Source organism: Kribbella sp. NPDC050459, from assembly GCF_040655315.1.
In the GTDB taxonomy this organism is placed as follows: Bacteria; Actinomycetota; Actinomycetes; order Propionibacteriales; family Kribbellaceae; genus Kribbella.
This window is the reverse complement of the sequence record NZ_JBFAJQ010000013.1, coordinates 18,850-45,340: the sequence shown is the minus strand read 5'-3', so window position 1 is coordinate 45,340 and position 26,491 is coordinate 18,850. Positions and strand designations below refer to the sequence as shown.

At 69.8% G+C, this 26,491-nt stretch carries 17 protein-coding genes; 7 read left to right on the top strand and 10 right to left on the bottom strand.

Features of this window, described 5'->3' with window-relative positions:
- Positions 1-16: 16 nt before the first annotated feature.
- The 5 genes from AB0I12_RS32670 to AB0I12_RS32650 all read right to left on the bottom strand — a co-directional run bounded on the left by AB0I12_RS32670 (position 17) and on the right by AB0I12_RS32650 (position 9,611).
- Entirely contained in the window at positions 17-2,794 is a 2,778-nt protein-coding gene (locus tag AB0I12_RS32670) for a glycoside hydrolase family 2 TIM barrel-domain containing protein (RefSeq protein WP_359936944.1), read from the bottom strand.
- Positions 2,795-2,891: 97 nt separating this feature from the next.
- Entirely contained in the window at positions 2,892-4,673 is a 1,782-nt protein-coding gene (locus tag AB0I12_RS32665; protein WP_359936941.1) for a sialidase family protein, read from the bottom strand.
- Between the two features lie 127 nt (positions 4,674-4,800).
- The gene (locus AB0I12_RS32660) at positions 4,801-5,238 is read right to left on the bottom strand and encodes a Fur family transcriptional regulator (RefSeq protein WP_359936938.1); all 438 of its coding nucleotides are present in this window, start codon (positions 5,236-5,238) and stop codon (positions 4,801-4,803) included.
- Between the two features lie 13 nt (positions 5,239-5,251).
- Complete coding sequence (gene topA, locus AB0I12_RS32655) at positions 5,252-7,993, bottom strand: type I DNA topoisomerase (RefSeq protein ID WP_359936935.1); 2,742 nt, start codon at positions 7,991-7,993, stop codon at positions 5,252-5,254.
- 244 nt (positions 7,994-8,237) lie between these two features.
- A complete protein-coding gene (locus tag AB0I12_RS32650; RefSeq protein WP_359936932.1) occupies positions 8,238-9,611 on the bottom strand; it encodes a hypothetical protein in 1,374 nt (457 codons plus the stop codon).
- A 201-nt stretch (positions 9,612-9,812) separates the two neighbouring features.
- Here AB0I12_RS32650 and AB0I12_RS32645 point away from each other — a divergent pair, with 201 nt between their 5' ends.
- Positions 9,813-13,403 carry an NPCBM/NEW2 domain-containing protein gene (locus tag AB0I12_RS32645; RefSeq protein WP_359936929.1) on the top strand — a complete coding sequence of 1,197 codons (3,591 nt, stop codon included), beginning with the start codon at positions 9,813-9,815 and terminating at the stop codon, positions 13,401-13,403.
- A 195-nt stretch (positions 13,404-13,598) separates the two neighbouring features.
- Here the strand turns inward: AB0I12_RS32645 and AB0I12_RS32640 are convergent, their stop codons facing one another.
- The gene (locus AB0I12_RS32640) at positions 13,599-13,940 is read right to left on the bottom strand and encodes a hypothetical protein (RefSeq protein ID WP_359936926.1); all 342 of its coding nucleotides are present in this window, start codon (positions 13,938-13,940) and stop codon (positions 13,599-13,601) included.
- A gap of 69 nt (positions 13,941-14,009) precedes the next feature.
- Here AB0I12_RS32640 and AB0I12_RS32635 point away from each other — a divergent pair, with 69 nt between their 5' ends.
- Both AB0I12_RS32635 and AB0I12_RS32630 read left to right on the top strand, forming a co-directional pair.
- Positions 14,010-14,402, top strand: a complete 393-nt coding sequence (locus tag AB0I12_RS32635; protein ID WP_359936923.1) for an Imm1 family immunity protein — start codon at positions 14,010-14,012, stop codon at positions 14,400-14,402.
- A 132-nt stretch (positions 14,403-14,534) separates the two neighbouring features.
- Positions 14,535-15,977: a class I SAM-dependent methyltransferase gene (locus AB0I12_RS32630; protein ID WP_359936920.1), complete on the top strand. Its 1,443-nt coding sequence runs from the start codon at positions 14,535-14,537 to the stop codon at positions 15,975-15,977.
- On the opposite strand, the gene AB0I12_RS32625 is transcribed toward AB0I12_RS32630, so the two are convergent.
- Both AB0I12_RS32625 and AB0I12_RS32620 read right to left on the bottom strand, forming a co-directional pair.
- Entirely contained in the window at positions 15,940-17,520 is a 1,581-nt protein-coding gene (locus AB0I12_RS32625; RefSeq protein ID WP_359936918.1) for a GGDEF domain-containing protein, read from the bottom strand. The genes AB0I12_RS32630 and AB0I12_RS32625 overlap by 38 nt on opposite strands.
- Before the next feature lie 36 nt (positions 17,521-17,556).
- Entirely contained in the window at positions 17,557-19,158 is a 1,602-nt protein-coding gene (locus tag AB0I12_RS32620) for a GGDEF domain-containing protein (protein WP_359936915.1), read from the bottom strand.
- A 212-nt stretch (positions 19,159-19,370) separates the two neighbouring features.
- Between AB0I12_RS32620 and AB0I12_RS32615 the strand changes: the two genes are divergently transcribed.
- Genes AB0I12_RS32615 through AB0I12_RS32600 form a run of 4 tightly spaced genes read left to right on the top strand, consistent with a single transcriptional unit; the run spans position 19,371 to position 24,486 of the window.
- The gene (locus tag AB0I12_RS32615; protein ID WP_359936912.1) at positions 19,371-20,678 is read left to right on the top strand and encodes a CHAT domain-containing protein; all 1,308 of its coding nucleotides are present in this window, start codon (positions 19,371-19,373) and stop codon (positions 20,676-20,678) included.
- A 24-nt stretch (positions 20,679-20,702) separates the two neighbouring features.
- A complete protein-coding gene (locus AB0I12_RS32610; protein ID WP_359936909.1) occupies positions 20,703-21,050 on the top strand; it encodes a hypothetical protein in 348 nt (115 codons plus the stop codon).
- A complete protein-coding gene (locus AB0I12_RS32605; protein WP_359936907.1) occupies positions 21,047-21,670 on the top strand; it encodes a hypothetical protein in 624 nt (207 codons plus the stop codon). The genes AB0I12_RS32610 and AB0I12_RS32605 overlap by 4 nt, the downstream gene beginning before the upstream one ends.
- The gene (locus AB0I12_RS32600) at positions 21,655-24,486 is read left to right on the top strand and encodes a hypothetical protein (protein WP_359936904.1); all 2,832 of its coding nucleotides are present in this window, start codon (positions 21,655-21,657) and stop codon (positions 24,484-24,486) included. The genes AB0I12_RS32605 and AB0I12_RS32600 overlap by 16 nt, the downstream gene beginning before the upstream one ends.
- Here the strand turns inward: AB0I12_RS32600 and AB0I12_RS32595 are convergent.
- Both AB0I12_RS32595 and AB0I12_RS32590 read right to left on the bottom strand, forming a co-directional pair.
- The gene (locus AB0I12_RS32595; protein WP_359936902.1) at positions 24,479-24,934 is read right to left on the bottom strand and encodes an NUDIX hydrolase; all 456 of its coding nucleotides are present in this window, start codon (positions 24,932-24,934) and stop codon (positions 24,479-24,481) included. The two genes, AB0I12_RS32600 and AB0I12_RS32595, sit on opposite strands and share 8 nt — an antisense overlap.
- 16 nt (positions 24,935-24,950) lie before the next feature.
- Complete coding sequence (locus AB0I12_RS32590) at positions 24,951-26,255, bottom strand: cytochrome P450 (RefSeq protein ID WP_359936899.1); 1,305 nt, start codon at positions 26,253-26,255, stop codon at positions 24,951-24,953.
- Positions 26,256-26,491 lie beyond the last annotated feature (236 nt).

Genomic DNA, 26,491 nt, shown 5'->3' with positions numbered 1-26,491 from the left:
AGTGCCTCAGGTCCGCTCAGGCGGTGGTGAAGCGGAGGGTCAGTGCGGCCGGGGCCGTCTTGAGCTTGTCGCGGTCCGGGAGGGCGGGGCCGCAGGCGGCGGTGCCGACGCCGGTCTGGGCGAGGTCGAGGGTGACGTAGGTGGTGTCGCCCGGGACCAGGTCCGCGGTGTGCTTCGCGTTCTCCAGGTCGGCCGACGTCCAGTCGCGGACGGTGAGGCCGAAGAGCTGGTCGACGGCCTCGATCCGCAAGCCGTCGAGCTGGGCCCAGCGGGTGTCGATGCGGTGGCCGTTCTCCTGGGGGCGGACGTACGGCGTCTGCAGCTCGGCGACCGTGGCGGCGTACTTGCCCACCGCGGCAGCTTCGCGCGTGTCGACGTACGCCTCGTTGGGGCCGGTGCCGAACCACTCGACCTGCTGGACCTTCGGCAGCTCGAACGTGATGCCGAGCCGCGGCAGCACCTCCGGGAACAGCCCTTCCGGTACGACGCTCAGCTCCAGAACAACTCCGCCGTCCACAGCGGTCCAGCGCCAGGTGCTGCGCAGACCCCACTGCAGCGCCGGCGGCGCGGTCCGAGTGACGACCTCCCAGGCACCGTCGCGCTCGCCCTGCGACACGACGCGGTGCTGCACCCGGTGCAGCCCGTCCTCACGCCAGCCCGCCGCGACCCCCGGAATCGCGTCGTTGTCGATCGGCGCCCGCCAAACATCCAGCCGAGCGTTCTGCACGCCGGCCACGCTGATCCCAGCAATACCGGCGTCACCGACGGCCGGTGCACCGCTGACCACGCCATCGGCAGCAGCCGGCTCGTCCAGGCGAATCTGGCCCCAAGCGATGCGGTGTCCTGCATCGGCCCAGGACGTCGCCTCGCTGAGCTCAGCGGTGACCGTCACCCAGGTCTCGGGCTTCGAGGCATCCACCGACGGCAGATCGACCGTGACGGTCTCCCCGGCCGCGATCACCGGAACCGTCAGCGTCCCGGAGTCCACCTGCGAACCCTCGGTCTCCACCGCGTAGCGGAAGGTCAGGTGACCGGTGTCGAGGACCTCGTAGCGATTGCTGATCGACACCCGGTTGCCGTCGGCAACGATACGCAGCGGCTCGATCACCTTGATGTACTCGTGCATACCCGGCGACGGCGTCCGGTCCGGGAACAGCAGGCCGTCGCAGACGAAGTTGCCGTCGTGGATCGTCTCGCCGAAGTCCCCGCCGTACGCGTAGACCTCACGCCCGTCGATGGTGGTCCGCAACCCGTGGTCGATGAACTCCCAGATGAACCCGCCCTGGCAGCGCGGGTACTTCTCGAACACCTCGCGGTAGTCGACGAGCCCGCCCGGACCGTTGCCCATCGCGTGGCCGTACTCGCACAGGATGAAGGGGATCCCGCGGTAGAGCGAGCTGTCCGCGCCGATCTCCGCGCAGCCCTCGGGCGAGGTGTACATCCGTGAGTAGATGTCGACCCACTCAGCCTCGGTGTCGCGCTCGTAGTGCACCGGCCGCGACGGGTCGAGCTCCTTGACCAGGTCGTACATCGCCTTGAGGTTGTCACCCATGCCGCACTCGTTGCCGAGCGACCAGATCACGATCGACGGGTGGTTCTTGTCCCGGTGCACGGTGCGCCGCATCCGGTCGACCAGGTCGTCGCGGAAGCGCTCGTCCATCACCGGGTTCGGCAGCTTCGGCGGCTGCGGCTCGTACCCGAACCCGTGGGTCTCCAGGTCGCACTCGTCGATGACGTACAACCCGTACTCGTCGCACAGCGACAGGAAGTGCGGGTGCGGCGGGTAGTGGCTGGTCCGGACCGCGTTGATCCCGGCCCGCTTCATGATCAGGACGTCGTCCAGCATGTCCTGCTCGGTCAGCGAGCGACCCCGGTCGGGGTGGAACTCGTGCCGGTTGACGCCGTTGAACAGCACCCGGTTGCCGTTGACCGTGAAGATCCCGTCGACGATCGCGACCGTCCGGAACCCGATCCGCAGCCGCACCTCGCCGCCCGCGGTCCGCAGTACGGCGTCGTACAGCCGCGGCGCCTCGGCGCTCCACGGCTGCACGCCCTGCACCCGGGTGTGCTCGCCGGTCGGCAGCTCCAGCCCGAGCTCGGGGACGGTCACGGTGCCCGGTACGTCGGACTCGACGAGCAGCGTGCCGGCGCCGTCGACGTGGTCCCACGCGGCCTTGACGAAGACGTCGGTCGGCGCGTCCGGGCGCAGCGCGAGCAGGTTGACCTCGCGGAAGATCCCGGACAGCCACCACATGTCCTGGTCCTCGACGTACGAACCGGTCGACCACTGGTGCACCCGCACCGCGATCCGCGCTTCCTTGCCCGGGGCAACCAGGTCGGTGACGTCGAACTCCGACGCCAGCCGGGAGCCGGACGACCAGCCGACCCACTCGCCGTTCACGTACACCGCGAACCGCGAGTCCACGCCCTCGAACCGCAGCACGACCTTGGCGCCCGCGAAGTCCGCCGGCACCGTCACGGTCCGGACGTAGTCGCCGGTCGGGTTCTCGGTCGGCACGTACGGCGGCTCGAGCGGGAACGGGTAGACGATGTTCGTGTACGCCGGCGCGCCGTACCCGTTCAGCTGCCAGTGGCCCGGGACCGCGAGCGTGTCCCAGCCGGAGGTGTCCGGGTCCTTCAGGTCGTCCGGCGCGTCCGCCACGGTCGGGGACAGCCGGAAACTCCAGTCACCCGACAGCGGCAGCCGCCCGGAGTCGTCGTCCAGCCAGGCGCGCGGGGGCAGGACGTTGGCGCCGGAAGCAAAGTCCTCGACGTAGCTGTGGTCATGAGTCACAACTCAGGAGCCTAAGCCCTCCCTGTTCATGAATCCACACCGATCAACAGATATGGACAGCCCTGACCTGATCAGGCCAGGGCTGTCCGGGACTCTCCTAGCCGGTGGTGGCGCTGAAGATGTCGTTGTTGCCGAACGTTGCCGGGCAGTCTCCGAGCGGCCACGGCGCCGGCAGCACGACCTGGCCGGCCGTGGCGGACGCCTGACGCCATGCGTCGATCGCGGGGCAGTCGGCGGTACGGCGGACATCGGTCCACACGCCGGCCCCATAGGTGCGAGTGGCGATGGCGTACACGTAGTCGCCGAGGAACTCGTTGTACAGGATCCGGCCCTGCGACGTCCCGCGGGCGTCACCGTCCGGCCCCGAGTAGTCCGTCGTCCAGACACCTGGCGCACCACCTGCCCCGACCGCTGCACTCTGCAGCACTCCGTGCTCCGGCCGCGGGTTGGCCGTGGTCGTCTGGAACGGCTGCGTGAACGCCTGGGACACGACGTAGATCCGCGCGCCGTTCGGGCTGATGGCCGGAGCGGCGTACGACGTGATGTCGCCGGGCGGCGAGATCGGCACCGCTGGACTGAACGAGTTCGCGCCGTTGGTCGAGTAGGCGAGGAACGCGTGCTCGTGGTCCGGGCCGTCGCGGCCGTCGACCCAGACGTCGACGATCTCGTTGGTCGCGTCCGCCCCGGTCGGCGCCCCGTTGGCGATGTCGACGCTCGGCATCGCGGCCAGGTCCGTGCGGGCACCGGCGACACCGTCGATGACGCACCGCCCGCTCACCGGGTCGGTGTGGAAGCACGGATCCGTGATCCGCACGACGTCTCGCGGCTGCCGCCAGGTCTGGCCACCGTCGTACGAGCTGATCACGGTGTGGAACCCGGACAGGCTGGTCCCGCCGAAGTGCGTGAAGAACACGTGGACGACGCCGTGGCTGTCGGTCCGGACGGTGCAGCCGTCGTACGCCCCCTGCTTCGCGTTGGCGATCGCCGGTGCGACCTGGTGCTGCTTCCAGGTGACGCCGCCGTCACGCGACGTCGACACCATCGGCTTCAGCGGGAACGCGTTGCCGCCGCTGAAACTGTGGAAGTCGGAGTAACAGACGTAGACGTTGCCGAAGAACGGGCTCGAGGATGCGTTGTCCGCCCAGACCTGCTCCTTGTCGAGGCCGGAGCTGAACGCCGCGTGCGGCGCCGCGAAGTACGGCTGCGACCAGTTGCGCTGATCGGCGATCCGGGCCGGTGTGACGTTGTCGATGTGCGACACGTTCACCCCGAAGAAGCCGTTCTGGCTCGCGCCGGTGTTGCGCATCACGGTATCGGTCAGGTTGGTCGACAGGCTCGAGAAGTACAGCCGGTCACCGTTGGCCCAGGAGAACCCGTTCGGCCCGGGCGCCGGACCGAAGGCGACGCCGGTGTCGCTGCGCGAGCGCAGTCCGTTCTCGTAGTAGTTCGGCACCGTGTGGATCGGTCCGAGGTGCGGGACACACGGCTCGATCGTGGGACTGCAGTCGGCCGCCGTCAGGCCGCGGTACGTCGGCTGGATCCAGGTGTGTCCGCGGTCGAACGAGAAGTGCACCCCGGACAGGCCGACGCCCAGGTTGAAGGTACCCAGCGGGAACGAGCAGGCCGCGTGCTCGGTGGCCGCGAGCCGCGAGCAGGGCTGCATGTCGACCAGGTCGTTGGACCCGGCGGCGAGCACGTCCGCCCGGATCGCGCTGACCGCCAGGGACGGCTCGTTGGACGAGTTCCGCGGGTGAAGGTTGGTGGGACTGGCGACGCTGACGAGAGCGTCCACAGCCGGGGCGGAGTTGGCTGCCGGTACTCCGATCGCGCCGAGTGCCAGAGCAGCTGCCAGGATCAGACATCGTCGCAGGGAACGCACGGGGGACTCCTCTCCGCGCGGCCCAGGTCCGGGCAAGCGGAGCGTTCACCACAGGTTTGGCCTGGGCCGTGACAAACGTGTCCGGCGCCAGCGTAAATCCGCGACGGCCCCGCCGCGAAGAGGTCGCTCAGGTGTTCTTGGCGCAGTTCTGGCACACGCCGATCAGGGCCACCTGTTCGGGGGCGAGCTGGAAACCCAGCTCGCGGGCGACCTTCTTGCGGGCGGACTCGAGGATGTCGCCGGGAGCGTCGTACACCGTGCCGCACTCGGAGCAGCGCAGGTGGAGGTGCCGCGGCGCGAGGTCGCCGGCCAGGTGGTACGTCGTCCCCGCCCGGCCGAGATGCACGTGCGTGACCAGGCCGAACTCGCCCAGCGCGTCGAGCGCCCGGTAGACGGTGGCGCGGTGGATGCCCGGCCGGAGTTGCTCCGCCCGCTCGCCGATCTGCTCGGCGCTCAGGTGCTCCTCGGTCCCGGCCAGCACCTCCACGACCGCGAGCCGGGCAGGCGTGACCCGCTCGCCCCGCTCCCGCAACCGCTGCGCGCTGACCTCGACCGCACTCGTCATGGGCGCCGCTCCCTCAGGACCTCTTGGCTGCCGTCTTCTTGGCCGCCGTCTTCTTCGCAGCGGTCTTCTTCGCGGCCGTGGTCTTCTTGGTGGTCGTCTTCTTGGCGGCGGTCTTCTTGGCCGCCGTCTTCTTCGCGGCCTTCTTGGCGGTCTTCTTCACCGGGCCGCGGGCGCGCTTCTCCGCGAGCAGCTCGGCCGCGCGCAGCAGCGAGATGGTTTCCACCGAGTCGTCCTTGCGGAGCGTCGCGTTGGTCTCCCCGTCGGTGACGTACGGACCGAAGCGGCCCTCCTTCACCACGACCGGCTTCTTGGACTCCGGGTCCTCGCCCAGCTCCTTCAGCGGCGGGGCCGCAGCCCGGCGACCGCGCTGCTTCGGCTCGGAGTAGATCTTCAGCGCCTCTTCGAGGGTGATGTCGAACATCTGCTCCTCGGACGACAGCGACCGCGAGTCCGTGCCCTTCTTCAGGTACGGCCCGTAGCGCCCGTTCTGCGCGGTGATCTCGTCACCGGACTCCGGGTCCTTGCCGACCACACGCGGCAGCGACAGCAGCTTCATCGCGTCGTCGAGCCCGACCGACTCCAGCGTCATCGACTTCAGCAGCGACCCGGTCCGCGGCTTGGCGCCCTTCGGCGCGTCCTCCGGCAGCACCTCGGTCACGTACGGCCCGAACCGGCCCGCCTTCGCGACCACCTTCAGGCCGGTGTCCGGCGCGTTGCCGAGCTCGTGCTCGACACCCGACGGCTGCGCGAGCAGCTCGTGCGCCTTGTCGACGGTCAGCTCGTCCGGCGGCAGGTCCTCCGGTACGTTCGCGCGGCGCTCGTCCTTGTCCTCGACGTACGGCCCGTAGCGCCCGACGCGCACCACGATGCCGCTGTCGTCGCCGCCGACAGCGAACGTCGACATCTCCCGGGCGTCGATGTCGCCGAGGTCGGTGACCATCGACTTCAGGCCCTCGAGGTCGTCGTCGCCGAAGTAGAACCGGGACAGCACGCCCTCGCGCTGCAGGTCACCGGCCGCGACCTCGTCGAGCACGTCCTCCATCGTCGCGGTGAACGCGTAGTCCACCAGCCGGGTGAAGTGCTCCTCGAGCAGCCGGACGACCGCGAACGCCAGCCAGGCCGGCACCAGCGCCTGGCCCTTCTTGTAGATGTACTTGCGGGCCTGGATCGTGCCGATGATCGAGGCGTACGTCGACGGCCGCCCGATCTCCCGCTCCTCCAGCTCCCGGATCAGCGTCGCTTCCGTGAACCGCGCCGGCGGCTTCGTCTCGTGCCCCGAGGCCAGCACCTCGAGAGCGGGCAGGACGTCGCCCTCCTCGACGTTCGGCAGCCGGGTCTCCTGGTCGTCGGTGCCCGCGGACGGGTCGTCCGCGCCCTCGACGTACGCCTTCAGGAACCCGTGGAACGTGATCACCCGGCCGGACGAGGTGAACTCGCACTGCTCGCCGGTCGACGCGGTCGCGTCGATCCGGATCGAGACGCTGTTCCCCGCGGCGTCCTTCATCTGGGACGCGATCGTCCGCATCCAGATCAGCTCGTAGAGCCGGAACTCGGCGCCGCTCAGACCGGTCTGCGCCGGAGTCTGGAAGGTCTCACCGGCGGGGCGGATCGCCTCGTGCGCCTCCTGCGCGTTCTTCACCTTCGAGGTGTAGACGCGCGGCTTGTCCGGCAGGTACGACGCGCCGTACAGCTCCCGGACCTGGGCTCGGGCGGCGGTGATCGCGGTGTCCGACAGCGTGACGCTGTCGGTACGCATATAGGTGATGTTGCCGTTCTCGTAGAGCCGCTGGGCGACCTGCATGGTCTGCGACGCGGACATGCCGAGCTTGCGGCCGGCCTCCTGCTGCAGCGTGGTCGTCCGGAACGGCGCATACGGCTTGCGGGTGTACGGCTTGGACTCGATCGACCGGACCGTGAACTGCGAGTCGCGCAGGGCGCCGGCCAGCGCGGTCGCGGTCTCTTCGTTCAGATGGACGGTGTTGGCGCCCTTGAGCTCACCCGTCGAGCTGAAGTCGCGGCCCTGCGCCACCCGCTTGCTGTCCACCGAGACCAGGCGGGAACCGAACTGCCGCGGCGTCCGGCTCTCGCCGGCGTCCAGGGTTGCGTCGAGGTCCCAGTACGACGCGCTGCGGAAGGCGATCCGCTCGCGCTCGCGGTCCACCACCATCCGGATCGCGACGGACTGCACCCGGCCCGCCGACAGCCTCGGCATGACCTTCTTCCACAGCACCGGGGAAACCTCGTACCCGTACAGCCGGTCCAGGATCCGGCGCGCCTCCTGGGCGTCGACGAGCGCCTCGTCGATGTCCCGGGCGTTGCCGACCGCGTCCTGGATCGCCTTCGGGGTGATCTCGTGGAACACCATCCGGCGGACCGGGACCTTCGGCTTCAGCTCCTCCAGCAGGTGCCAGGCGATAGCCTCGCCCTCGCGGTCCTCATCGGTCGCCAGGAAGAGCTCGTCGGCGCCCTTGAGCAGGTCCTTGAGCTTGCGGATCTGCGCCTTCTTGTCGGCGGGCACGACGTACAGCGGGTCGAAGTGGTCCTCGACGTTGACGCCGAGCCGGGCCCACGGAAGGCCCTTGTACTTGGCGGGGATCTCGTCCGCCCCGCTCGGCAGGTCGCGGATGTGGCCGAAGCTGGACTCCACCACGTACCCGGACCCGAGGAAGCCGGCGATCATCCGCGCCTTCTTCGGCGACTCGACGATCACCAGGCGGGTCCCTGCCGCTGTCTTCGTCCCTGCTGCCCCTGCCACTGCGCTCCCTACTCTCGTCCTGCCGACAACGTCTCGTCCGCGACGTCTGTTCCCCCGAGCACAGACCGACCCTGCCCGAGGACAGGGTAAGGCCGACGGCAACGCGTTTTCTCAACGCACGGTAACCGCTGACGGCCCCTGCATACCTCCGAGGGTGCCAGAAAGTGTCGAACACCCCACCGTCACCGCGCGTTGCCACACCGCCACAGTGTGCCCCGGGCGACGGCTACGAGCGTACGCCGTCTCAGCGGGCGAAGCGCACTTCCGGGAATTTCGGCGACTCGCCGCGGAGCAGCAGCGCGGGGCGGCGGCGCAGCGTCTGGTCGAAGAACGCGGCCAGGTACTCGCGCTGGGCGAGAACGCTGCGCGCCGGTTTCGCGCTGCCGACGAGGGCCTTCATGACCGAGGTGATGATCGGGTCCTCGCCGTAGATGTCGTGGAACAGCTGGGAGAAGACGAACTGGTAGTCGGTGAACGCCTTCTGCTTGGTGCTCAGCAGGGTCAGGTTCAGCTTGCCGCCGCGCTGGGCCTCCCAGAAGGTGGCCCATGACTTGTCGTAATGGTCCTTGCCCGGATCGGTCCGCTGCGTCTCGGCCGAGCCGAACAAGAGGAACGGCCGATCCAGTCCGCGCTCCGCGACCTCGCCGAGCGGCCCCTCGAGCCGGTCGTCCTGCAGCGTGCCGTCCAGGTCGACGCCGGCCAGGAACCGCTCGTCCTCGAGCATCGTGGTCGCGGCCGCGTATCCCCCGAGCCCGAACCCGAAGATGCCGGTCTTCCGGAGGTCCAGCGCCGCGGCCAGCCCGCCCGGCAGGTCGGCGCCGTCGGCATCGACGTTCTGGCCGCCGGCGATCCGCTCGAGCTGGTCCAGCACGAACCGCGCGTCCGCGGTCCGGGTCGCGACCGCCTTCCGGATCGCCTCCGGATCGGCCGGCTCGGGCGCCGGCGCCCCCGGCAGGAACCGTCCGCCCGGGAACTCGACCGGCGTCTCGTGCGTGTGGTCCATCGTCACCACGACGTACCCACGGCCGGCCAGGTCCTCGACCTGCGCGGTGTTCACGAACCGGCTGTACTGATAGCCCGGCGAGAACAGGACGACGGGATGCCGCAGCCGCTGCACCGGTACGCCGACCCGCGCGTGCGTCTCGGTGTTCGCGAAGTCGAACGACCCGCTGGGCAGCGCGAGCCCGTACTCACCGGTCCACGCGGCGTCCACCTCGACCGCCGTCTTCGGCGGCAGGTACATCGCGAGCGGCGCCGCGCCGAACATCCCCGCCGGGTACCAGAGGCTGATCATCAACTCCCGCTGCCCGCTGGGCATGCTCGGGTCCGGGCGCGACCGGTCGACCAGGTGGATCGCGGTCGTCCCGAGCGCCTTGCGCCCGGTCAGCTGCGGCAGCCGGAAGCGCACCGGGTGGAAATCCGGGTCGCCCTGCGGGCCAAGGCCGCCTGGGTTGAGACGGTGGGCGGCACCGTCGTCCGGGTAGATCGGCGAGGCCTCTGCCAGGCCCGGGACTGCCGCTGCTGCACCCGCGGCCAGCGCGGCCGTCAGGCCGGCCCGCAGGACGTGCCGCCTGGTGAGGCCGTGACTGCTGTGGCTGATGGGACGCGAGTTCGCCATGCGCTCATCGTCATCGGCCCGATTCACCCCGTGATCGCGACACCGTCTCAACTTGATGAAGCTGACCTGATGACAATCCCGATCAGGTGAGCTTCAATGTGCCCATCTTTGTTCATTGATGCGTGAAGTGAGGCAGTCGTGAGCATCTTTGTCCGCATGAAACGTTCAGTAGTCACCTTGGCCTTACTAGCAGGTGCACTTGTGCACACGGCCGGTTCCGCACAGGCCGCCGGCACCACGCTGGGTGACGTCACCGGCTTCACCGCCGACCAGGCGACGTACACCCTCAGCGCCGGGACCGCGAAGGTCCGGGTCGTCTTTCTCGAGGACGACGTGTTCCGGCTGTGGATGGCGCCGGACGGGAACTTCACCGACCCCGCGACCACCGGCGAGGGCTCGAAGATCGTCACCAAGACCGACTACGGCACCCCGCGGACGTCGTGGCGGGATCGTGGCTCCTACTACTCGCTGACGACCGGCAAGATCGAGGTCCGGGCGCAGAAGCAGCCGCTGAAGTTCTCGCTGTACCGCTCGAACGGCCAGCTGGTGTGGTCCGAGGCCGCGCCGCTGTCCTGGACCGACACCTCCACCACGCAGACCCTCGGCCGCGGCGCCGACGAGCAGTTCTTCGGCGGCGGCATGCAGAACGGCCGCTTCTCGCACCGCGACCAGACGATCAAGATCTCCCGGGACTTCAACTGGGAGGACGGCGGCAATCCGAACGCCTCGCCGTACTACATGAGCACGGCCGGGTACGGCGTACTCCGCAACACGTTCAGCCCGGGCAGCTACGACTTCAGCAGCCCGGTGGCGACAACGCACGACGAGAAGCGGTTCGACGCGTACTACTTCGTCGGCGACCTCAAGACCTCACTCGACCGCTACACCGAGCTCACAGGCCGGCCGTTCATGCCGCCGATCTACGGGCTCGAGTACGGCGACTCGGACTGCTACAACCGCGGTCACTACGCGACGGACCCGGACCCCAGCAACGACTGGAAGGTCAACCCGGACAAGGTGACGACGCTGGACGCGGTCAAGGTCGCGCAGCGGTTCAAGGACGAAGACATGCCGGGCGGGTGGATGCTCGTCAACGACGACTACGGCTGCGGCTACTCCGACAACACCGAATCCGAGCAGGTCGACGGCACCTGGTGGGGCAAGCGGGACATCCCCGCGCTGAAGCAGGCCGGCGACGAACTGCGGGCGCGGAACATCCAGATGGGCTTGTGGACGCAGTCCAACCTGGACCGGCAGCCGGCCGAGGTCGGCGACGCCGGGGTCCGGGTGCGGAAGCTCGATGTCGCGTGGGTCGGCCCGGGGTACCGGTACGCACTGACTGCCTGCGACACCGCGCACGACGGGATCGAGCAGTACAGCAACGCCCGCGGGTTCGCGTGGATGGTCGAGGGCTGGGCCGGCGCGCAGCGCTGCGCGGTTCAGTGGACGGGCGACCACAGCGGCTCGCTCGACGCCATCAAGTGGCAGATCCCGGCGATCACCGGCTCCGGCAACTCCGGGATCGCCTACAGCGCGGGCGACGTGGACGGCATCTTCGGCGGATCGGCGACGTCGTACGTCCGGGACCTGCAGTGGAAGGTGTTCAACCCGGCGTTCATGAGCATGTCCGGCTGGTCGACCCCGGCGTACAAGCAGCCGTGGGCGTACGGCGACCCGTACACGTCGATCAACCGCAAGTACCTGAAGCTCCGCGAGCGGCTGCTGCCGTACTTCTACAGCTACGCCGCCGAGGCGCACCGGACCGGCGCACCGCTGAACCGGTCGCTGGTGCTCGAATACCCGACCGACCCGAAGACATGGGACGACACGACCAAGTACGAGTTCCTGGCCGGTAAGGAGTTCTTGGTCGCGCCGATGTACGGCGCGGACGAGGTGAAGAACGGGATCTACCTGCCCGCGGGCCGGTGGATCGACTACTGGACGGGCCGGGTGTACCAGGGCCCGACGACCGTGAACGGGTACCACGCGCCGCTCGACACCCTGCCCCTGTTCGTGAAGGCGGGCGCGGTGGTGCCGATGTGGAAGTCCGGGATCAACACCGCCGCCGAGCAGCGGCCCGGTGACCCGATCGGCGTCGACATCTACCCGTCCGGCAAGTCGTCGTTCAGCATGTACGAGGACGACCGCGTGACCCGGTCGCCCAAGTCCGCCACGCAGACGTTCGCGGTGGACGCGCCGACCACGGGCCGCGGCGACATCACGGTCACCATCGGCGCCAGCGTCGGCTCGTACGACGGCAAGCCGACGGCCCGCCCGTACGACCTCACGCTCCACACGGGCAGCGCTCCGCACAACGTCTCTGTCGACGGCAAGCCGGTCAAGTGGACGTACGCGGACGGAATCATCCGCATCCAGACCGCGGCGATTTCCACTGCACGCAACGCCGTCGTCCAGATCAGCGGCACGTCCGCAGTCGGCGGCCCCGACGTGACGAACACCTTCGGTACACCTGAGCTCAGCACGCCGTCGCTCTGGAACGCTCCGGGCCAGCCGACCGAGGTGACCGCGACCTTCCGCAACGGCACCGCGACGACCGTGCGCAACGTCCGGCTGGACGTCCAGGTGCCGTCCGGGTGGAGCGTCGCGGGCGCGAACACCTTCGCCTCGGTCGATCCCGGCCGGACCGTGACGACCAAGCTGCAGGTCACCCCCGGCGCGGACGTGAAACCGGCGAGCTTCACATTGACGTTGAAGGCGTCATACGTTGCTCAGGGCAATAACTACGCGACCACCGCGACGGGGACGGCGCAGTTGCCGTACGCATCGGTGTCGCAGGCCGCGAACGTGGTCGGCGTGAGCGACGCGTCGACGTACAAGCAGGGCAACTTCGACGGGTCGGGCAACAGCTTCAACGGTGAGGCTCTTGCGGCGGCCGGATACACGCCGGGCGCGACCGTGAACGTGCAGGGCGCCGACTTCACCTGGCCGAGCGGCGCACCCGGTACGCCGAACCTGGTCAAGAACCAGTCGGCGCCGATCCTCGTGTCCGGCACCGGATCGCATCTCGCTCTGCTGGGTGCGGGCGCCAGCCTGAACGCCCGTGGGACTGTGACGATCATCTACACCGACGGGTCGACGTCCGAGGGGACGTTCCAGCTGCCGAACTGGTGCTGCCAGGACCCGACCACGGGCGGCGCGAAGCTGGCCGTCTCGGTCAAGGGCCGGTACACCGCGGCCGGATTGAGCAACACGACGATGGACTACCGGGTGTTCTACACCGCCGTACCGCTCGATCCCGGGAAGACCGTGAAGGCGATCAAGCTGCCCGGCGGCGGGCTGGGCTTCTTCGCTGCGACGATCGCCGACAAGCCGTTGCCGCCGGCACCTACCGGGGAGAACTGGGTCAGCGACCTGGAGTTCCTCGACTCCACCAACGGGTGGGGGCCGGTCGAGCGTGACCACAGCAACGGCGAGGACGCGGCCGGCGACGGCGGGCCGATCACGCTCGACGGCGTCCAGTACGCGAAGGGGCTGGGCGCTCATGCACCGTCGTCGGTCAGTGTCCGGCTGGGCGGCAACTGCACGAGCTTCACCAGCAAACTGGGCATCGACGACGAGATGGAGGACCGCGGCAAGGTCACCTTCAAGGTCCTGACCGACGGCACCGCCAAGTACACGTCGGACCAGCTCACCGGTACGTCCCCGACCGCCACCACGACGGTCGACGTCACCGGCGCCCAGACCCTCACCCTGCAGGTCACCGACGGCGGCGACGGCAACACGAGCGATCACGGCGACTGGGCCGACGCCAAACTCACCTGCAACCCGTAGTGGAGAGAAAGAAAAGGAAAGAGAAGAAGGATATCAAGAGAAAGAACTGAAGGGAGATAACAGAAAAGATAGAGAGAGAATTGAATTAGATTGGTGGCTGGGTCGGCCTACAGGTCACCTTCGAGAACCGACAGGGACTGGCGTGGACGTCGCAACGGCGTTCGCGCCAGTCCGTGACGGCGGCCGATCCCACTGTCACCTGATGGTTTCCCAGGGAGCAGGGCCCACAGCGGCGTACGTGGCCAACTCCTCGGTTTCCTCGGTGCGATAGTCAGGAGGTACAGAATCCAACAGATCGCGCACGCCGAGGCCGACGACACGCATGGTTGTGCGGAGACTCGGGCCCAAGCTCCGGGCGGCATCCAAGCCAACTCGAATGCCATCTGCAACGTCGCCGGAACGCACCAACGCACGTCCGTACGAGATGCTCGCATCGGCATGCCACACAGGCAGCGAACGCGTCACGTCATCTGCCTCGGCAAACGCGGCATCGGCTGCAACGCGGGAGCCGATACGGCATTCCAGATCGCTGCCCAAAGGCACGAAGCTGACGGTCTACTGGCCCGGAGGCCATAAGGTCTACCGTGGCAACGGGAAAGGGACAGGATGAGCGTTCTGGAAGCCACTTACGACTACGAAACTCTGCAGGTCAACTCTGTGGATGACCTGTCCGCGCTGCTCGACACGGTGGCATCGTTGCCGCTGCCAACGTGGCTGGAGCTGGCAACGCCACAGGGCGACGTTCTCCTCATCGGACTCGGAGCGGATTTCAGTTCGCTGCGCTTCACCGAGGCGCGCGATGACGGGCGGACCTACCACTCATCCGCGACACTGGACTCACCCCAGGACGCCGAGTTCCAGTTCGGCACGGTGCCGACGGCGATGGACACCGGCAGCGCCCTGACCGTGACTGAGGCGCGGGCTGCGGCGGCCGAGTTCCTGCAGACCGCACGGCGACCGGAGCGAGTTGCGTGGAAACTCGTTGACGGACATACCTGAAGTCCACCGAGCCATTCGCGTGGGACGAGTCCTTCGACTAGCAGTTGCGGCGGCCGTGGATGCCGGTGCATTTGGCTCCGTGAGGACCTCCACACTCATCAGAATTGTCGATTCGGGTGCGAGAATGCGTCCATGCACGAGCTGACGGGGAACGCGGCGGAGATGTTGCGGACAGCGTTCGAGTCCGCCGGGTACACCGTAGAGGGAGTGGCCGAGCGGCTCGGGGCGCAAGCGGGCGCGGCACTTGATCGGAACGAGACTGTCCCGGCAGCAAGCCGTACCCACTCCGGGGATGCCCTGGACACAATGATCCAACTGTTCCGCCTGCAGCAAACGATCCCGGAAAACGCCGTGAACAGGGCGATTCCGGGGGTCGACCTGATTGCCCTGGGCATCGCCGAACGCAGTGGCGGCGATGTCAAAGCGGCCCTCGACATTCGGCCGTTCGCGGAGGACGGGCGGGAGTGGTGGGTGGTTGCCGACCTCACGCCGGGGCTCGACGGGCGCCGGGAAGCGATGCGGTCGGACTATGTGCTGGGGATCGCGCCGGCCAGCCTGAGCCTCATCCAGCTCACCGTCCCGATCAAGGCCGAGCGGGCTCTCGACATCGGCACCGGGTGCGGTATCCAGTCGCTGCACCTGGCGGATCACGTCAACCAGCTGACAGCCACCGACGTCAACCCGCGCGCGCTCCAGCTGGCGCGTGCGACGGCGGCCCTCAACCACCTCGACCTCGACATCCGCGACGGCAGCCTGTACGAGCCGGTCCGCGATGAGCGATTCGACCTGATCGTCAGCAACCCGCCGTACGTGATCTCACCGCCCGGCGGCGACCTCACCTACCGCGAGACCGGATTCAGCGGCGACGCCGTGGTCGAGCAGCTCGTCCGCCAGGCGCCGGACCACCTGACCGACGGCGGCTGGTGCCAGCTGCTCGCCAACTGGACCTGCGTACGCGGCCAGGACTGGCAGGACCGCATCGCCTCCTGGACCGCCGACCGCTCCGCCTGGGCGGTGCAGCGCGAACAGCTCGACCCGTCCGAGTACGTCGAGCTGTGGCTCCGCGACGCCGGCCTGCACGGCTCGCCGCAGTACACGACCCGGTACGACGCGTGGATGCGCTACCTGGACGAGCACGACGTCGAGGCGATCGGCATGGGCTGGATCACCCTGCACAACGTCGAAGGATCGCTGCACGCGGAGTCCTGGCCGTACGAGATCGAGCGCCCGATCGGCCCGCACGTCCTGCACCGCTTCGAGCGCCTCGAAGGCCTTCCGGCCGACCTCACCGCGCTGCACCTGCGCGTCGCCGACGACGTCGTGCAGGAGACCGCCGGGCAACCGGGAGCCGAGGACCCGGCGACGATCGTGCTCCGGCGGCAGCGGGGCATGCGCAGAGCCGAGCAGGTCGACACCGTGCTGGCCGGCTTCGTCGGCGCCTGCGACGGCGACCTGAGCACCGGCCAGATCCTCGCCGCCCTGGCCGACCTGATGGACCGCCCGGTGGTCGACGTCCTGTCGGACTACCTGCCCCAGGTCAGGCACCTGGTCGTGGAAGGCTTCCTGGACTACTGAGCGCCCGCCGGCGCCGGCGCTTCTCGGCGTACATGCGCCGATCGGCCTCGGTCAGCAGCTCGGCGACCGGCGTACCGTCGGTGCTGCTCGCCTGCCCGACGCTCAGCCGCAGCATCGCGAACCACGGCTGCTCCGCGCGTGCCGCCTCGCGATCGGCCGCGCCCTTGATCCGCTCGACCAGCTCGGGCGCACCGCGCTCGTCGGGGTTGTCGAGGACGACGACGAACTCGTCCCCGCCCGCCCGCGCCACGACGTCCTCCGCGCGGCACTGCTCGGTCAGCAGCGTGCCGACCCGGCGCAGGACGTCGTCGCCGCTGGCATGACCGTAGCTGTCGTTGATCACCTTCAGGTTGTCCACGTCGATCGCGAGCACCGCGATCGAGCGGCCGGAGTCCTGCGCCACCGACATCCGCTCGTCGAGCGCGCGCCGGTTGCCCACGCCGGTCAGCGGATCCTCCCGCGCCGCCCGCCATTCGGCGTCGTGCCGGATCGACAGCTCGTGGCTGGCCAGCGCGCTCCGGACGGCGTACAGCCCGCGCAGCCGCTCCGCCCACCATCCGCGACTGATCGCCCGCGCGTACTGCAGCCCGGTCACCGCGCCGGGGTCACCGGACTCCGCAATGATCTGGACGGCGGTGTGCCGGATCAGCGCCTCCACCGGCGGATCGGACGTCGGCGGCAGGTCGCTCGCGGCCCGGTCCGCCGCGTCCATCGCGTCCCCGTCCCGGCCGAGCGTCAGATACGCCTTGGCCAGGTAGGTGCCCGCGATCGCGGCCAGCTCCAGGTCGCCGAGCTTGGCCAGCTGGTCCCGGCAGTCCTTCAGGATCACCGCCGCCTCGTCGGCCTCCGCGGCGTCGTTGCTCGCCGCGAGCCACATCCGTCCGGCGATCGGCCAGTACCCGAGCAGGTCGGCGGCGAGGATCACGTCGACCGCCGCACCCGCCCAGCGGTGCGCCTCCCGGCGGCGTTGCCGGATCTCCTCGTCGTACGACGTGTCGCCGAGCCGCTCGAGCTCGTGCGCCCAGCGCAGATTCGACTCGGCCAGGTTCAGCCGGTTGATCGCCGGCGCCTCGGACAGGCCGAGCGGGTCGTGGTCACCGTCGGCGGCGAGCTCGAAGTGCGGGATGCACAGCTCGTACAGCCGGAGCAGGTCGTAGGCGTAGCCGAGACCGGTGTGCGCCCAGCCGGCCAGGCCGAGGTCCCGGGTCCGCGACAGCGCGTTCTCCGCGGCGACCAGGTCGGCGACCGAGTCACCGCCCTCGCCGGTGCGGATCAGCGTGACGATCCGCAGCGCGATCGCGTTCGCCTCCCAGCCCGGTTCGTCGATCGCGCGGGCGACCCGGATACAGCCGTCGACGGCGTCCAGCGCCTCGACGGAGTCGGTGGCGTGATGCGCCGCGACGGCCCGGACGTACTCCGCGGCGGCCCGCTCGTGACTCGGCTCCGGGCCGAGCTCGGTGAGCAGCGCGTTCAGCTCCAGCGCCGCCTCGGCCGGACTGCCCGACTGCGCCCGCGTCATCGCGTCCGCGATCCGCGTCGTCACCCCCGACGTCTCCCGCACCACACCGCCCGCCCTTCGTCACTTCTTGCGGCGCTTCTCCTCGTACAGACGCTGGTCCGCCCGGGAGATCAACTGCTCCACACCGATTCCTTCGGCCGTCGCGGCGTACCCGATGCTCACCCCGAGCCGACGCAGCCACGGCCTGTCCGTCGTCGCCGCGATCGCGTCGAGGGCGATCCGGATCCGCTCGGCCAGCTGCGCGCCGCCCTTGGCGTCGGGCTGGTCGAGGACCACGAAGAACTCGTCGCCACCCGATCGAACCACGGCATCGGTGGCCCGCGCCTGTTCTACCAGGAGATTTGCCACAACCTGCAGCAATTCGTCCCCGCAGGCGTGCCCGAACGTGTCGTTGACGAGCTTCAGTCCGTCGACGTCGAGCGCGAGCAGCGTCACCGCCCGGCCCGAGTCGCGCGCCGCCGTCAACCGCTCGTCCAGCGCCCGGCGATTGCCCAGGCCGGTCAGCGGATCCTGCCGTGCCGCGTGCCATTCGGCGTCGTGCCGGGCCGGCAGATCGTGCACGGCAAGCGCATGCCGTACGGCGTTCAGCGCGCGCTGCCGCTCCTTCCACCAGCTCCGCGCGACCGATCGGGCGTAGGCCAGGCCGGCCACCGCTCCCGGCGTACCGCCCGCCGCCTCGATCTCCGAACGGGTCTGCAGGACCAGCACGTGGGTCGATGGATCGGCCAACGGAATCAAGTCGTCGGCAGCCCGGTCCGCGGCAGCCTTGGCCTCGTCGGGTTTCCCCTGCGCCCGCAGGGCCCGGGCGAGGTAGGCGCCGGCGATCGCGAGCCGCTCGGTCTCCCCCAGCTTGCTGATCTCGTCGCGCAGCTGGGTCAGGTCGTCGACCGCGTGGGCCGGGTCCTCGGCAGTCACGGCCGCGGCCAGCCAGAGCCGGGCGCTGAGTCTCCAGAACTCCTGGGTCTCGTCGTCGACCAGAACGTCTTCGGCCTCCCGCGCCCAGTACGCGGCGGACGCCAGGCGGTCTTCGATCTCCTTTGTATACAAGGGATCGCCGAGCCGCTCGAGTTCGTGCGCCCAGCGCAGGTAGGTCTCGGCGAGGTTCAGGCGGTCGATGGCGAGCGACTCGGCCAGCTCGAACACGTCGTCGTCCAGGCGGGTGGCGAGCTCGTAATGCGGAATGCACAGCTCGAAGAGCCGCAGGACGTCGTACGCGTAGCCGAGACCGGTGTGCGCCCAGGCGGTGAGGCCCGGGTCGTCGGTGCGGTTCAACGCCGCTTCGGCCGCGACCAGGTCGTTGACCGTGTCACCGCCGCGGCCGCTGCGGGCGAGGTTGATGATGCGGATCGGCAGTGCGTTGGCTTCCCAGCCCGGTTCGTCGATCGCGCGGGCGATGTCGATGCAGGCGTCGACCGCCCGGAGCGCTTCGTCCGCGTCACTGGCGTGGTGCGCCGTCACTCCCCGGACGTACTCCGCGGCGGCCGCCTGGTAGCTCGGCACCCCGCCCAGCTCGGCCCGGATCGTGTCGATCTCCGCGGCCGCCGTCGCATGCCCGCCCGACTGGGCCGCCGTCATGGCAGCGGCGATCCGAACGGTCAGCGGGTCGTCCGCCGCCATCTCGCCATTGCCCATACCGCCGACGGCCCTTCCCTGATCCGTCACCCGCACCTCGGGCCGGACCGCCCATTGTGACCACCTACACCACATCCTGTCACGACCCGATCAGGCCAACGGCCACCTAGTGCCACCCGGACCGTACTCGGCGTATCGCTTTTCACTTGCTGTCATCGCCGCGGCACTGGCCCGAGGACCTGCGTCACCTTAGGGTGAGCAGTCGGGTGCCGAGCGTTCTGGGGGACGCGTTGGAAGATCACATGCGCAGGCTGGACGAACTGGCGGCGGCCGATGCTCGACGAGGCGGCGAGCGGATCGCCTTCGATCGGGAGTGGGACGAGCTGCTGGCGGAGATCCGGCGCATCGACGGCTTCTCGGGCTTCCTCCGGCCACCGGGCCTGGACGAGCTGCGGCGGGCCGCGATCGGTGGGCCGGTCGTGGTGGTCACGGTCGGCCGGCTGCGGTCCGACGCCGTGATCGTGGCGGCGGACGGCGTCGAGCGGGTGATCCAGCTGCCGGCGACGTACGACGACACCGTCGAGGAGGCGCTGCGCTACCTGCAGACCGTTCACGACTTGGAGGTCGCGCGGCAGGTTGCGGCCGAGGCCCAGCGCCCCTTCCTGGACGGCGACCGGTCGCTCGCGTCCATCCAGGCGTTCCACGCCGCGGCGGCACAGTTGCACGCCGAGCGGATCCGCGGGGAAGGAACCATCCTCGAGGTCCTCGACTGGCTCTGGACAGCGATCGCGGAGCCGGTCCTCAGGGCCCTCGGACACACGACAACCCCCGAGGGCGACACCTGGCCGCGGCTGTGGTGGTGCCCGTCCGGCCTGCTCACCGCGATGCCGCTGCACGCCGCCGGGCGGTACGCCGCGGACGCCACCGGCGACACCGTGCTCGACCGGGTCGTCCCGTCGTACACGCCGACCGTCCGGGCGTTGCTCGAGGCAACGAAATCGCCGGTCGGCACGGTCGATCCGGGGCTCCTGGTGGTCGCGGCCCCCGACGTTCCCGGCCAGACTCCGCTCCCCAACGTCGAGCGCGAGGTCGAGCTCCTGACCCGCCTCTTCGCAGGCAGCAGCACGGTCCTGTACGGCGAGGCGGCCACCACCACCGCCGTACGGGCCGAGCTGGGCCGCCATCCCTGGGTGCACTTCAGCTGCCACGGGAACCAGGACGTCACCGACCCGTCGAACGGCGGCCTGATCCTGCACGACGGCACCTTGACCGTGCACAGCATCACCGGCGGCACCTATCAGGGCGAGCTGGCGTTCCTGTCGGCCTGCAAGACGGCGACCGGTGGAGTCGAGCTGCCGGACGAGGTCATCACGCTGGCGGCCGCCATCCACTACGCCGGCTACCGCCAGGTCATCGCCACTCTCTGGTCCGTCTACGACCCGACCGCCGCGGATGTCGTCGAGGCGGTCTACACCGAACTCGCGGGCAACGGCGGCCGGCCGGACAGCACCCGTGCCGCACAGGCTCTGTACCGCGTGGTCCGCCGCTTGCGTGACCGCTACCCGACCAGCCCGAGCGTGTGGATGCCGTTCATCCATCTCGGGCCCTGACCGATCAGCGGCGAAGGAGAGACCGTGACGACAGACGACGCCGTGCGGAACGGACCCGTTCCGTATCGCGAGGTGAGCGAGCCCGGATACGCCGAGCAGGCCGCCGGGACGTTCGTCATCGAGAACTTCGGAGTCGGTACGTCGCTGCTCGGCGGCCGCTGCCCGCGCTGCGACGCCTCGATCGAGATCCCGTTGCTCGACGACGTCTTCCGCGGTGATCTCGGCAGCCGGCCGGGCGGCGGGACCGGTGCACCCGGCGGCATCCGCTCGGTGCCGATCATCTGTACCTGCGCCGAGGCGCACCCGGGCCGGCCCGCGGACCGGGTCGGCTGCGGCGCGTACTGGATCTTCGACGTCCCGGCCGGCTCATGACCGACCGTCCGGCCGCCGGCCGCGCGGCCACACCGGCCGATCTCCGGCGGGCCCAGCAGCTCGACGCGATGCGCCGTACCGAGCTCCTGCGGGTCCGGACAGCGGCGACCCAGTGGCGCAACGGCCTTGCCGGCCTGCTCGTCGCACTGATCGGCTTCAGCCTGGTGAAGGGCCGCTCGGATATCAGCGAGCTCGCCTCCGGGGCAGCCGTCGCAGTCGGCCTGCTGCTCCTGCTCGCCCTGGCGGCCGGTGCCTCCGGTGCGCTCTACCTGCTCCGGGCGGCCAACGGTCGGCCATCGGTCGTGCAGGTCAGTACGCTGCCGCCCGGCCCGATCGCGGACCATCGCGAGGCCCAGGACGCCGCACGCGCACTGCGCCGCGGCATCGCGCTCAGCCTGACCTGTGCGGCGCTGCTGACCGCCGCGGTCGCTACAACCTGGTACGGCCCGGCCAAGGACCAGCCGATGGTCGAACTCACGACCGACAGCGCTGTGCTCTGCGGTGCGGTGATCCGGATCGACGACGGCCAGGTCACGCTCCGGACCAGTGCGGGTGAGCGGCTGATCGAGCTGGGCAAGCTCCGGGCGATGCGGGCGGTGGGCTCATGTCCCGGCAGCTGATCGACGCGCTGCTCGCACGGGTGGCGCGGTGGGAGCGGGATCCGGCCAGTGACGCCGTACTCGGCCCTGCGGTCGACGACGAGCTGGAGCGGCTGACCGCGCTCCCCGGCTTCCCGCAGGACCTCGAGGCCCGGTACGCGGTCGGACTGGTGCTCTGGTGCCGCTGCGTCGCGCTGGGCCCGGACGGCGAATTCGCCCTCAGCAAGGCCGTCGACATGCTCGCACCGATCGCTCATCAGCTGCCGTACGCCCTGCCGGAGGAGCTGCGGCACTGGGTGCGGATCCGCGAACAGGCCGTCGCGGAAAGTGTCGAGGCGATGCAGGAGGTCGACCGGTACTACGAGTCCAGGAACCTCGAGACCCTCGACCGGGCGATCACCCTGCTCACCAACGCCGCGCATCGGCTCGACGACACCAGACCCGCCACGGCGACGTTCCTGTTCGACCTCGGGAACCTGTTCTGGATCCGCTATCAGCACACCGGTCTTCCGATCGACCTGTTCATCACGGCCGATGCGATTACCAAGGCGACCGCGGCCGACGAATCGGGGTACCTGCTCGGGCGCGACGGGCTGCTCAACGATCAGGCCTCCCAGGTCTATGCGGTGTGGGAGCGGGACGGCTCACTGGAAACCCTGCAGGCCGCGGTCGACCTGCAACGCTGCGCGTTCCGGCTCGCCACGACGGACCGGCCGTCCCAGGCCGCATCCCTGGCGTATCTGGTGCAGATGGGGTACGAACGCACCGGCCGGCGGGAACTGCTCGACGACGCGATCGCCACGTCCCGGTGGGCGGTGGCTCAGGAGCCGGCGAACGGATCCGCGCTGCTCAACCTCGCCTATGCCCTGACTCATCGCGCCCGCGCCGACCAGGACAGAGCGGTCGCGCACGAGGCCGTCGACCACGCACGGCGGGCGGTCGGCGCCGTCCCCGCCGCCCACCGTGGACGCGCGCTGCAGATCCTCGGGAACGCCCAACGCGTCGTCCACACGCTCGCGCCCGATCCCGCTGTGCTCGCCGAGGCCGTGGAGACGCTGCGGCAGGCGGTCGCCGAGACCGATCCGGAGGACCCGGACCACGTTCGGCGGCTGATGGCGCTCGCCGACGCGCTGCGGGCAGCGGCAAGCGACGAGTCCGAAGCTGCGGAGGCGGTGGCACTGGCACGACGTGTTGTCGCTGCGACGGCCCCGTCCGCACCGGAATTCCACGTCCGGCGCGCGATCGTCGTCACGGCCCTCGTCAAGCAGCACGAGCTGACGAGGGACGCTGCGGTCCTGGCCGAAGCGGTCAGCGAAGGCCGCGCGGCGCTCGAGGTCACGCCCTCTGACTCGGTCGAGCTGCCCTCGGTCGTCCGCGCTCTCGTCAGAGCGCTCGGCTCCGGCCGGGTCACCGCCGACCGCTCCGCCGTACTCCAGGAAGCCGTCGACCTCGTCCGCGACTGCATCGGCCGGATCGCGCCGTCGCACCCGGAGGCCGACGCGCTGGCCGGTGATCTGGCTGCCCTGGAGGCCGACCACGCCGACGCCCAGTTGCTGCGGTACGTCGAGACGCCCGACGACGCCGCCCTCGACCGGATCATCGCCTCGGCGGAAGCCGGTACGGCGGCAACCAGCACCGCACTGACGACGCTGTGCGAGGCGCTGCGCCTGCGGTTCGAGGCGTACAGCGAGGTCACCGACCTGGACCGATCCATCGAAGCCGGTCTGCGGGCGATCGACGAGCTCACCGACCAGCCGGAGCCGCTGAGTCGTGCGCAGGTCGCCGTTGGTTTCAGCCTGCGGCTGCGCTACGAGCGGACCGGGCACCTCGCCAGCCTGGACGACGCGATCGAGCTGCTGCGCCGGTCAGCGGCGGCCGCCGAGGCGCAGCCCGGCAGCGCGTTCCTGGCCGCACGGCTCAACATGCTCGGCAACGCGCGGTGGGAGCGGAGTATGCGCGCCCAGGACGCCGGGCTCCTGGAGAGCGCGATCGCCGACCTCCGACGCTCGGTGGAGCTCGGGAGTGCGGCCGGTGCCGTCGATCCCGGCCACCTCAGCAACCTCGCGCTCGCCGTGCGAACCCAGTACGAAACGACCCACGAGCCGGCGCTGGTGGACGAGCTGGTCGAGATTCTCCAGCGCGCGGTGCGGGAATCCAGGCCGGACAACAACCGGCTGCCGGTGTTCCGGTCGAACCTCGCGATCGCGTTGACCGACCGCTACGGGCGCGACGGGGATCTCGCGGATCTCGACGCCGCGATCGCCGTCCATCACGAAGTCCTCGCCGCACCGACGGCCGGGCCGGCGTTCCGGGCGGGGAGCCGGACGAACCTGGCGCACAGTCTGGTCCAGCGGTACCGGCGTACCGGGGACCGCGCGACGCTGGGATCGGCGTTCGCCGAGTACCGCGCCATCGTCGGCGAGACGTCGCACCCGCCGATCGGGCGCTGCCAGGCGGCCTTCGCGTGGGGTGCGCTGGCGGCCGAGGTGCAGGACTGGGCGGAGGCGCTGGAAGCGTACGCGGCGGCGATCGCCCAGCTTCCGCTCGTGGCTCCACGCTCGCTGGATCGCGCCGACCAGGAACACGGTCTTCGCCAATTCACCACGCTCGGCCCGGACGCCGCAGCCGCCGCCCTCCAGCTGGCCGACGCGGCGAGCGATCCGGCAGTCGCCGGCGAGCTTCGCGCCCGCGCCGTCGAGCTCCTCGACCAAAGCCGCGGCATCCTGCTCACACACCAACTCGAATCCCGCAGCGACCTCTCCCGCCTCCGCACCCACGCCCCCACCCTCGCCACCCGCTTCGAGAAACTGCTGGCGCTGCGCAATGAGGTCACCTGACGCGCTTGCCGTGCTCGCAGAGTACGACCACGCCCTCCTGGGCCGCTTCGACCGCGGCCTCGAGACGGTCCGCGAGCAACGGCTTGCCGAGCGTGCGAACCTCGGCCGGCGTGTACAGGCCGGCCGACAGGATCTCGCCGTCGGCGAAGCTGAAGGCCGCGACGTCGGCGTCCGTCACGACACCGCCGTCGAAGACGAAGATCATCCCGTCGGGTCTGCCGTCGTACGCGTGCACGTGATCGACGACCAGCAGCCTCCCCACCGGGCGCTCGCTGCCGAGCTCCTCGCGCAGCTCGCGCGCCGCCCCGGCCCACGGCGACTCGTCGGCCTCGACGATCCCGCCGGGGATCTCCCAGTTCGGCTTGTACGACGGCTCGACCAGCAGGACCCGTCCGTCCACCGCCCGGAACAGGACCCCGGCCGCCATCCGCTTCTTCGGCAGGTCCACGAAGGCCCTGACGCCGTCAGCCGGCGGCTTGTTCGGTGGTGGCGCGGTGTAGCTGGACCGGGAGGGACTCGACGCCGTAGACGATGGAGAAGTCGCGGAAGCGGAGCTGCTCCTCGGGAACGGCCAGGGCCAGGTCGGGGAAGCGGTGTGCGAGCGCGGTGAACGCGGCGCGGAGCTCCATCCGGGCGAGTTCGGCGCCGACGCAGCGGTGCATGCCGTGGCCGAAGGCGAGATGCGCGGCGGACACCGTACGACGGGGGTAGAAGTCCTCGGCGTCCGACCCGAAGACCACCTTGTCCCGGTCCGCGCCGGACAGCGACACCGCGACCAGGTCGCCCTTCTTCACCGGGTGCCCGAACAGCTCGTGGTCGTGCCGGGCGAACCGCGGGAACGCGACCTGCACCACGGTCAGGTACCGCAGCAGCTCCTCGACGATCCCGTCGACGGCGCCCGGCTCGTTGCGGATCCGCTCGAAGTTCTCCGGATCACGCAGCAGCACCAGCGTCCCGAGCGCGAGCATGCTGGCCGACGTCTCGTACCCGCCGAGGAACACACCGTCGGCCAGTCCGCCGAGCTCCACGTCGTCGAGCGCGTCGCCCTGGGCGCGGATGATCGACCCGATCAGCCCGTCGCCGGGGTTCACCCGCTGCTTCCGGACGATCTCGAACAGGAACTCCCGCGACTCCGAAGCCGACCCGAACAGCCCGATACCGCCGCCGGACATGTCGAACCGGGCCGGACCGAGCGCCCGGAACCGGTCGCGGTCCTGCTCCTCGACGCCGAGCAGGTCCGCGATCAGCAGGAACGGCACGTTGAAGGCGAAGTCGGAGACGATGTCGGCGACCGGCCCCTTGGCCTCCATCAGGTCCAGCTGGTCGTTGACGATCTTCTCGATCGCCGGCTCCAGCCGCGCCAGCCGGCGCTTGGTGAACTCCGGCGTCAGCAGCTTCCGCAGCCGGGTGTGGTCCGGCGGGTCGGTGAAGCCGAGGCCGCCGATCCCCTCCGACGGCTTGTTCGGGTCCGAGCCGACCAGCGGCCGGATGTCGTGGCTGTAGTCCTCTTCGTTGGACAGCACGTACTTCGCCTCGGCGTGCCCGCTGACCACCCAAACGTTCAGCCCGAACAGGTGCGCCAGCTTGTGCACCGGCTCGGTCTCCCGGACCGCGGCCAGCTCCGGCACCGGGTTCACCCCGTGCCGGCGCAGCGGCATCGAGACCGCACTGGGGAACATCCGCATCTTCGACAGGTCGAGACCACCCTTGCGGGTGGACCTGTTGAGGATCCGGCTGCCGACCCAACGCTTCAGGTATGTCGCAACCATGACTTCTACGCGCCCTCTCTCAACTGCGCCCCCAGGCTCTTGTCGGTAAAAGCTAACCTCGCGGGGGGACCAGATCTGATGGTGTTGGCACTACTCCGGTAGTGGCGTTGGCACCACCATGGGAGGGGGCCACGGCATGCCAGCAGAGACATTGTCATGCACAGAGGCTCCGTTGCCACCGGAACCCACCTGTACTGCGCCCCGGACTGTGACATGGCGTCGCTCAGGGAGTTTTC